The sequence below is a fragment of the Brevundimonas sp. genome, from assembly GCF_032107865.1.
Taxonomy (GTDB): Bacteria; Pseudomonadota; Alphaproteobacteria; order Caulobacterales; family Caulobacteraceae; genus Brevundimonas.
Window position 1 is genome coordinate 1 of record NZ_DAMCNG010000027.1, and the last position, 8638, is coordinate 8638.

The 8638-nt window shown below is 68.0% G+C and carries 7 protein-coding genes and 2 pseudogenes; 1 reads left to right on the plus strand and 8 read right to left on the minus strand.

Features of this window, described 5'->3' with window-relative positions:
* From RT567_RS04365 to RT567_RS04390, 7 genes and pseudogenes are all read right to left on the minus strand, one after another.
* Positions 1 to 296 (minus strand): annotated as a pseudogene (locus RT567_RS04365) (ABC transporter permease); the annotation flags it as partial.
* Positions 293 to 1258 (minus strand): ATP-binding cassette domain-containing protein, encoded by a 966-nt coding sequence (locus RT567_RS04370; protein WP_313574585.1) that lies wholly within the window; start codon positions 1256 to 1258, stop codon positions 293 to 295. The gene RT567_RS04370 and the pseudogene RT567_RS04365, both read right to left, overlap by 4 nt.
* A 111-nt stretch (positions 1259 to 1369) precedes the next feature.
* A complete protein-coding gene (locus RT567_RS04375) occupies positions 1370 to 1996 on the minus strand; it encodes a M23 family metallopeptidase (protein ID WP_313574587.1) in 627 nt (208 codons plus the stop codon).
* A gap of 194 nt (positions 1997 to 2190) precedes the next feature.
* A complete protein-coding gene (locus RT567_RS04380) occupies positions 2191 to 3993 on the minus strand; it encodes an autotransporter domain-containing protein (protein WP_313574589.1) in 1803 nt (600 codons plus the stop codon).
* A 99-nt stretch (positions 3994 to 4092) separates the two neighbouring features.
* The gene (serA, locus tag RT567_RS17230) at positions 4093 to 5322 is read right to left on the minus strand and encodes a phosphoglycerate dehydrogenase (protein WP_409516142.1); all 1230 of its coding nucleotides are present in this window, start codon (positions 5320 to 5322) and stop codon (positions 4093 to 4095) included.
* A gap of 135 nt (positions 5323 to 5457) precedes the next feature.
* Positions 5458 to 5994: pseudogene (locus RT567_RS17235) on the minus strand (HAD-IB family phosphatase); the annotation flags it as partial.
* Between the two features lie 97 nt (positions 5995 to 6091).
* Positions 6092 to 6622 carry a hypothetical protein gene (locus RT567_RS04390; RefSeq protein ID WP_313574593.1) on the minus strand — a complete coding sequence of 177 codons (531 nt, stop codon included), beginning with the start codon at positions 6620 to 6622 and terminating at the stop codon, positions 6092 to 6094.
* Between the two features lie 203 nt (positions 6623 to 6825).
* On the opposite strand from RT567_RS04390, the gene RT567_RS04395 reads away from it, so the two are divergent.
* A complete protein-coding gene (locus RT567_RS04395) occupies positions 6826 to 7758 on the plus strand; it encodes an Hsp33 family molecular chaperone (protein ID WP_313574595.1) in 933 nt (310 codons plus the stop codon).
* A 3-nt stretch (positions 7759 to 7761) separates the two neighbouring features.
* Here the strand turns inward: RT567_RS04395 and RT567_RS04400 are convergent, their stop codons facing one another.
* The gene (locus RT567_RS04400) at positions 7762 to 8481 is read right to left on the minus strand and encodes a CPBP family intramembrane glutamic endopeptidase, BDIM_20840 family (protein WP_313574597.1); all 720 of its coding nucleotides are present in this window, start codon (positions 8479 to 8481) and stop codon (positions 7762 to 7764) included.
* Between the last annotated feature and the right edge of the window lie 157 nt (positions 8482 to 8638).

Sequence of the window (8638 nt, forward strand, 5' to 3'; positions counted from 1 at the left end):
ACGCGGTCGCCGCCCGCCGTTCCCGCCTCGGGCACGGCAGCGACACGCAGGGCGGCGATGTCGGCGCGCCCGCGTTCCAACTCCAGCGCCTGACGCACGGCGGCGGCCAGACCGGACCCGGCCGGTGTTTCATCGATGATGACCGCCTCTCGCACCGGCTCGGCGTGTTTCATCAGCGCGGGAAGACCTCCGCCCAGCACCGCGAACAGCGGGAAGGCCAGCAGCGACAGCCAGAAGCCGACCGTCTTGGCGTAGGCCAGGAACTCGCGGCGCGCGATCAGAAGCATCCGGCTCATCGGGCAGCCTCCATCTTGTCAGTCTTGCCGACGGTCTGGTCCTCGTCCGGGTGATCCCCGGTCAGGGCGATGAAGGCGTCATGCAGGGTCGGCTCCTTCATCTGGAACCGCCGCACGTCCAGCCCGCCCAGGAAGGCGGCTCGCAGGGCGCTTTGCGCCTCCGCTCCCGGCGTCAGGCCGACGCGCAGGGTGCTGACGGCGTCGTCCTCTGCCAGAATCTCGATGCCGCTGACGCCCGGCAGGGCCGCCACCGCGTTCCGGTCCAGCGCGCCTTCCAGCTCAAGGAAGCGCGGCGAGGTCGCCCGCGCCTCGTCCACCGTGCCCTCGAACGCCTTACGCCCGCGGGCCAACAGCACCACCTTGTCGCACAGGCGCTCGGCGTGCTGCATGACGTGGGTCGAGAACAGCACCGTCGCCCCATTGTCAGCCAGGGCGCGGATCATGGCCTCCAGCCCCTGCTGGTTCATCGGGTCCAGCCCTGAGAACGGCTCGTCCAGAATCACGAACTCCGGCTGATGCACCACCGAGGCGATCAACTGGACCTTCTGGGCCATCCCCTTGGACAGCTCCTTCATCTTCTTCTGGCTGGCCTCGCCCAGACCCATCTGCTCCAGCATCTCGCGGCCGCGACGACGGCCTTCGGGCAGGGGCAGGCCCTTCAGCCCGCCGAAGAAGGCGATGGCGTCCACCGGCGTCATCTTCTTATAGAGGCCGCGCTCCTCGGGCAGGAAACCGATCCGGTCGCGCACCTTGCGCCCGTCGTCGGCGCCCAGAATGTCGATGCGGCCGCTGGTCGCCGGTTGCAGGCCCAGGATCATCCGCAGGGTCGAGGTCTTGCCCGCCCCGTTCGGCCCCAGGAAGCCGCAGATCGAGCCCTTCTCGACCTGGAAGCTCAGGTCGGAGACCGCCTGGAAGCCTCCGTATCTCTTACTGATTCCATCCAGCGTCAGCGCCGCGACCATTCGGTCCCCCTGCAAAAAGCCCAAGGATCGAATCTAACGACAGCGCGCAGATAATGGAAAGGGTATTTTACATTACGGTTTGGTCATGATGCCGCGCCCCGGGCGCAGGATTCAGACCGGCGCCTTCACCCGGATATCGAAGCTCTGGCCGACGATCTTGGCGGGGTCGATCTGGCCGCCGTTGCGGCGCACCTCAAAATGCAGATGCGGGCCGGTCGAATAACCGGTCGAGCCGACCAGGCCGATGCGCTCGCCCGCCGCCACCACCTTGCCCGAGTGGACGTCGATGCGGCTGAGGTGGCCGTACAGGCTGGTCATGCCGTTGGGGTGCTGCATCTCGATGAAGTTGCCGTAGCCGCCCGCCTGATAGCCCGCGCGCAACATCTTGCCCTCGGTCGTGGCGAAGACGCCGGTGCCGGTCGGAGCGGCGATGTCCACGCCCTTGTGCGCCCGCGCCTTGGCCTCGATCGCCAGCTTGCGCAGGCCAAAGGGCGAGTTGATGCGATAGCCCTTCAGCGGCGCCTCGAAGACGATCTTGCGCGTGACGGGGCCGGCGGGTTCGGCCACCGCCTTCACCGGCGGGGCGATGGGGGCCGAGATGTCGACGACCTTCTCGGGCGCGCCGGAAATCATGCCGACGGGCGCAGCCGCCATGGCCAGGACCGCCAGACCGGCCAGGGCGCCCGTCTGGCCGAAACGGATCACATGCGGCCGCACGGCCGGAGGAACTAGACGCATACTCTAACGACTCATTCTGAGCGCTTGGTCAGCGCGGAGGAGCCGTCAGGAAGGCGCGTAACACGCGCGCGGATGGCGAAACTCAACGTCGCCGACGGCCGGAATTGACCGTCTTTTGCAATTTCACCGGGACATGAATGGGGCGCTCCGAGGGCGACACGGGGTCGCACCTCGGAAACCTTCGTTTTCCAGACCTACAGCGGCAGGCTCAGCTTCACCGCCGCCATATGGCTGTCGGCGTGGTCGCCGAAGCGGCCCTTGTAGCCGACCGACACCTTCAGCCGCTCCATGACCGTGCCCTCGATCCCGGCGGCCGCCAGCACCTGGCCGCCGAACGGCAGGTCCACATCGCGGGCCAGGATTTGAGCCGGATTGCCCAGGATGCCTGTACGCACCGCGTCGCTGTCGTCGCTCAGGCTGTCGCGATAACCGCCCTCGGCGTAGAAGCGGATCCGCTCGGTTCCGCCCTCGGCGCGCAAGGCGATCTCGGCCGTCGTCGCCTGCACCGAACGGTCGGAATAGGCGTACTGCGCCGCCGGTCCCTGCTCGCTGAAGCCGTCCACGTCGGCGTTGATCCAGGCCACCGCCGCGCGCGGCGACAGGGCGAAGCCGCCCAGGTCGAACCACATCCCGCCCTGCAGGCGCGCGCCGGTCGAGACGCCGCGCGTCGAGCCGCTGTGGACGATCGGCGCCAGGCTGGTCAGGCGGTTGACGTCGTTGAAGTCGTCCTGGGCCACGCCCGCCGCCGCATTGACGAACAGGTCGCCCGAGCGCCAGCCGCCGTAGACGTCCAGCCCGAAGCTGTCGACGTCAGCGCGCAGGGCGCCCGCATCCACGTCCGCGTTGCGATAGGAGCCGGCCAGGCCGAAGCGCAGGCTCTCCGTCCCCGACTCCAGGGCGATGCGCACGCCGTAGCCGTCGGAGGTCGCCTTGCCGATGGCGCCGCGCGCGTCGGTCTCGGTCTTGTCGGCCAGCCCCTCGACCGAGATCGAGGTTCCTCCCGTCCAAACCTCGCGCCCCGACAAGGCGGCAGTCGAGTTGTCCAGCGCGTCCTCGCGGTGACGCCAGGCCGTCTCGCCCAACACCGCCGTCTGGCTGCCCAGATCGCCGTAGTAGAGGTAGTCGTTGGCCAGGCGCGCGATCACCGCATGGCCCTTGGCCGTCGGGTGCACCCCGTCGAAATAGAAGTAGTCGTCCGGGTTGGAGCACAGCGTCACGCCGTTGAAGCAGGCCTGGGTCACGTTCGACACGCCGAAGGCGCTGGGGTTGTTGGCGATCACGTCCCCGACCTTGAACAGGTCCATCAGGATGATGTTCGTTCCCGGCCGCGCCGCCGCCGTCGTGGTCAGTCCGGTCAGCAGGGCGCCGTTGAACGTCGTGACGGCGTAGTCAGCCAGCGGCGCGGCGGGGGTGCCGCGGAACTGCGGCGTCAGGCTCAACTTGGGCAGATTGGTGACCAGCACCGTTCCCGCTCCAGCTTCAGCGACGCCGTTGACGATGAAGTTGATATCCGCCGCCGCGCTCTGCGCCACAGGAGCGATGGAGCCGGTCGGATTGGACGAAGCCCCCGCCGCCGGGAGGCCCTGGAAGATGTTGTTCGCCCCGCCCAGCACGCTGACCAGATCGCCCGCGCCGAACTTGCCCCCGCGCTGCAGATACTGGCCCAGTTGCAGCCGCATCCCCAGCGGCGCCGTCTGGCTGTCGGTGCGCGCCCCGCCGAAGGCGTAGTTGATGCTGCCCGTCACCGGCCCCATGAAGTTGGCGGCGTTGAAGCCCAGCCGTTCTGTGAACACCGGCCCGTTGGAGAATCGCCCCGCGCCATAAGGCGGCGAGGTCGGCGTAGTTCCGCCCGTCGCCAGATACAGATTGCCGTTGTCCGACAGGCTGTCGCCGAACACCACCAGGCGGTTGTAGCTCTGGGCCGACGCGGCCCCGGCGACGGACACGGCGGCCAGGCTCAGAGCAGCCAGCGCCGCTCCGCGAAGAAGACGAGACATCGATTTCCCTCCCATCGACCGTCCGTATGCGGTCGTTAGATCGCACTCTGCGCCGCTTTTCTCAGGACGCAAGATGACGTCGGGTAAGGTGATCGACGATCAGTGCAACCGGCGGAAGCGGATCGTGCCCGGAAGCTGCTTCAGCGCCGTCAGCGCCTCACGGTCATAGTCACGGTCCACGTCGGTGATGACGTAGCCGGTCCGTTCGTCCGTCTTCAGGTGCTGGCCCAGGATGTTCAGGCCCGCATCCGACAGGGCGCGGTTCAGCTCGGCCAGCACGCCCGGCTGGTTGCGGTGGATGTGCAGCAGTCGGTGCGCGCGCGTCACCTCGGCCAGTTGCACGTTCGGCAGGTTGACGCAGAAGGTGGTGTCGCCTCGGTTCAGATAGCCCAGCAGCCGTTCGGCCGCGAACTCGGCGATGGCTTCCTGCGCCTCTTCGGTCGAGCCGCCGATGTGCGGGGTCAGGATGGTCTTGTCCAGACCGACCAGCGGGCTGTCGAACGGATCGGCGTTGGTGCGCGGCTCCTCGGGGAAGACGTCGACCGCCGCCCCGCCCAGACGGCCGGACTTCAGCGCCTCGGCCATGGCGTCGACATCGACCACATGACCGCGCGACAGGTTCAGGAACAGGGCGCCCGGCTTCATCTTCGCGAACTGGTCCGCGCCGATAATGGCGGTGTTGTCCTTGCGGCCGTCGACATGCAGCGTCACCACGTCCGCTTCGGCCAACAGGGCGTCCAGCGAACGCATCCGCCGCGCATTGCCCAGCGCCAGCCGCTCGGACAGGTCGTAGAACAGCACCCTCATGCCCAGGTTCTCGGCCAGCACCGACAGCTGGCTGCCGATGGCGCCGTAGCCGACGATGCCCAGCGTCTTGCCGCGCACTTCGCGCGATCCCGTGGCCGACTTGTTCCACACGCCCTTGTGCATCTCACGCGACTTGTCGGCCACGTCGCGCATCAGGACGATCATCATGCCGATGGCCAGTTCGACCACCGAGCGGGTGTTGGAATAGGGGGCGTTGAATACGGCCACGCCCTTGTCCGCCGCCGCGTCCAGATCAACCTGATTGGTGCCGATGCAGAAGGCCGCCACGGCCATCAGCCGATCCGCTGCGTCCAGCACCTTGCGGCTGACATTGGTCTTGGAGCGGATGCCCAGGACGTGCACGCCCTTGATCGCCTCGATCAGGTCGTCCTCGTCCAGCGCGCCCTTCATCGTCTCGACGGAATAGCCCGCCTCTTCCAGCCGTTCGATGGCGGCCGGGTGGACGTTCTCCAGCAGCAACATACGGATGCGGTTGCGCGGATAGGACCAGCGCCCGGCCACGCCCTCGGCGTAGAGCACCTCGTCCAGGGAGGCGGCGACGGCGTCGGCCGCCTCGATCACCTTGGAACGGCTGACGATCTCGGTGAAGGCGTAGAAGCGGTCGGCCGCGCCCTGAATCTTGACCTCTGCGTCGGTCCAGCCGTCGCCGACCATGACCACGGGGCCCCCAAGCGTCTTGGCCAGGTTCAGCGCGCGGATCACCTCGGGCTTGCCGTTCTCGCGCGACAGGGGGTTGGCCGTATCCACGCCCGAGACGCGGCCCTCGTCGTCATAGATCAGGTCATTGGCCAGCACATGATCCGCCGCCACGCCCAGCCGCTCGGCCAGGGGGGCGATCACTTCGCGGAAGCCGCCCGACAGGATGTAGATGCGCTCGGCGTTGCGCTGGAAGAAGTCGACGTTGCGGCGGATGGAGACCGTCGCCTCGTCCAGGATGCGATCGGTCAGGGCCTCGACGTGTTCACGACGCAGCGCCAGCAGGTCCAACCGCTGCTTCAGCGCCTCGCCGAAGCCGATCCGCCCGTTCATGGCGTCGTCGGTCAGGGCCGCGATCCGCGCCTTGCGCTCGGCGGCGTCGGGCGCGTCTTTCAGCGCCAGATCGGCCAGCGCCTCCAGCGTCTCGATGCGAACCAGGGTGGAATCGAAGTCGAAGATGAAGACAGGCGAGATCATGCGCGGGCTCTAGACCCTCTTCGCATTCGCAGCAATGAAAAGGGGCGCCGCAGCACCCCTTTCCGCATGATTTTTCTATTTACGGCTGAAAACCGGCTCAGCGGCCGCCGTTTCCACCCCGGCGACGGCTTTCCAGAGCCGCCGCGCCAATCATTGCGGCGATGGTGGCCACAGCCAGAAGGGCGCCGCCCTCCTTGGCGTGATCACGGGCGAAGTCGCCGGCGTCCTCGGCATAACGGCGCGCCTGCTTGGTGTAGCGGCGCATCGGACGGCGCGATTTCTTCCGGGTGCGGCGATACCATTCGTCAGCCCGGTCGCGCGTCTCGGCGCCGAAGCGACCGGCGCGCTCCTGGGCGTAGTCGCCCAGATCGGCCGCACGGTGGGTCAGATCATCCGCGCCTTCACGCACGCCGCGCGCGATGTCGTCGAAGCGGTGGCGCAGAGCCTCGGCGTCGAACCAGCCGCGCGGATCGATGCGCGTCTTGATCCGCTCATAACGGGTCGGGCCGGAGCGCTGGTTCAGCAGGATGGTCGCCAGGCCCACGCCCGCCAGAACGGCCAAGACGCCCGCAGTGATTCCAGGGTGCTTGCGGACCTCGTCCACGACGTTGAACTCACGATCCATCATGTCAGACCTCTTGGGGAAGGAAGCGGTTTCGGTTCCTAAGGGAGCGAGCCTCAGCACAAAGGGTTCCCTGCGTCCGGTCAAGCTTGTTGAACCGCACGTTGAACCGCACAGGGCCGTGGCGCGGCCGACACGCCCTCCCCTTACCAAGCGGGCTTCGGCTCCCTATGTTGCGCCGCTTCCGACAGTTTTCAGGATTTCACGCCGTGACCGATCACGCGCCCGACGCCCCCATCGCCGCCCCGACGGACGACTTCGCCGCCGCCTTCCAGATCGAAGGCTGGCCGGTGCGCGGCCGCCTGGTCCGATTGGGCGAGGCCGTCGACAAGATCCTGTCGGCCCACGCCTATCCCGAGCCGGTCGCCGCCCTGCTGGGCGAGGCCTGCGTCCTGGCGGCCATCGTCGGTTCGGCGCTGAAGTTCGACGGCCGCCTGATCGTCCAGGCTCAGGGCGACGGCCCGGTGCGCTACGTCGTCGCCGATTACGGCACGGACGGCCACCTGCGCGGCTTCTGCCGCTTCGACCCGGAAGAAGTGGCCAAGGTCTCCGAAGGCTTCGCGCGTCCCGGCGCCAAGACCCTGCTGGGCGGCGGCGTCTTCATCATGACGGTGGACCGCGGCGCCGACTTCGAACGGACCCAGGGCGTGACCCCCATCGAGGGCGAGAGCCTGTCGCTGTGCGCCGAATACTATTTCACCCAGTCCGAACAGGTGCCGACCAAGGTGCGCCTGGCCGTCGGCGAGGTCGAGACGGGCGCGGGCCGCGCATGGCGCGCGGGCGGGGCGATGATCCAGGTCATCGCCGGCGACGAGTCGCGCGGCTCGACCGAGGAAGTGTGGGAACGCACCCGCGCCCTGTTCGCCACCCTGGGCGACGACGAACTGATCGACCCGACGATCAGCGCCGAGACCCTGCTGTACCGCCTGTTCCACGAGGACGGCGTGCGACTGGAAGGCGCCAAGGCCCTGGCCGCCGTCTGCCGCTGCTCGAAGGACCGTATCGCCGGCGTGCTGCAGTCCTTCCCGGCGGAAGAGCGCGCCGAAATGGTCGAAGACGACGGCAAGATCCGCGTGACCTGCGAATACTGCTCGACCGCCTATGAGATCGACCCGGCCGAACTGGAAACGGCCGAGGCCTGACCCTCAGACCAGCATGAAGACGGCGTTGCCGTAGTTATGCAGCAGGACCGGCAGCAGCACACTGCCGGTCTTTTCGCGCAGCCACGCCAGCAACAGGCCCGCCAGCCCCGTCGTCGCCATCGGCGCCCAGTCGAAGGTGAAGGTGCCGTCCTGATAGCCCAGGGCGTGGGTCAGGCCGAACGCCAACGCGGTCAGAACCGCGCCCCAGCCCATCGGCGCGCCCAGCACGCGGACCGGCCGCCCGAACGCTTCGTTCAGCATCAGCAGCAACACCCCGCGATAGAAGATCTCCTCGTCCAGCCCCGGCATGGTCAGCTGGAAGGCCAGGTTGTCGGCGTCGAACCCCTCGCCCGGCATCGCGATCGCCAGCCCAAGGAACAGCAGGATCAGCAGACCCGACAGGATCAGCGCGCCCTTCAGTCCCTGCCGGTCCTGATGCAGCGTCAGGCCGCTGCGCCGCCATCCGACGACGGGCAGGCTGGCGACCGCCAGCGACAGCAGCACGGCCAGCGTCTTGCCCTCCCAGTTCCAGCGCGAGGGTCCGAAATCCAGCGGGATATGGCCATAGCCGCGCGTCAGCACGGCGTCATAGACCGCCATCAGCAACAGGCCCGCCGCCAGCCAGCCCCAGCGCACCTTGCCGCGCGACAGCACAGCCGCCGCCCCAGCCGCCAGCGCGACGGCGCCGACCCAGCCCCACATGGCGATTATGGCGTCCGGCATGACTTCCCTCCCCCGATGCGACGTCGTCGTTCAGAGGCGGCCGGGCGGGCCAGCAGATGCAGATGAAGAAAAGTTAAGCTCCTGCTCCCCGCCCCCACACGCCCGAACTTCGCCCCATACGGGCAGTTGCCCGCCTCTACACGCCGTCATCCTCGGG

Coding starts and splice junctions, on each gene's coding strand:
- RT567_RS04375 (WP_313574587.1), bottom strand. CDS start 1,996: ATGCGTCTAGTTCCTCCGGCCGTGCGGCCGCATGTGATCCGTTTCGGC.
- RT567_RS04390 (WP_313574593.1), bottom strand. CDS start 6,622: ATGATGGATCGTGAGTTCAACGTCGTGGACGAGGTCCGCAAGCACCCT.
- RT567_RS04370 (WP_313574585.1), bottom strand. CDS start 1,258: ATGGTCGCGGCGCTGACGCTGGATGGAATCAGTAAGAGATACGGAGGC.
- RT567_RS04400 (WP_313574597.1), bottom strand. CDS start 8,481: ATGCCGGACGCCATAATCGCCATGTGGGGCTGGGTCGGCGCCGTCGCG.
- RT567_RS04380 (WP_313574589.1), bottom strand. CDS start 3,993: ATGTCTCGTCTTCTTCGCGGAGCGGCGCTGGCTGCTCTGAGCCTGGCC.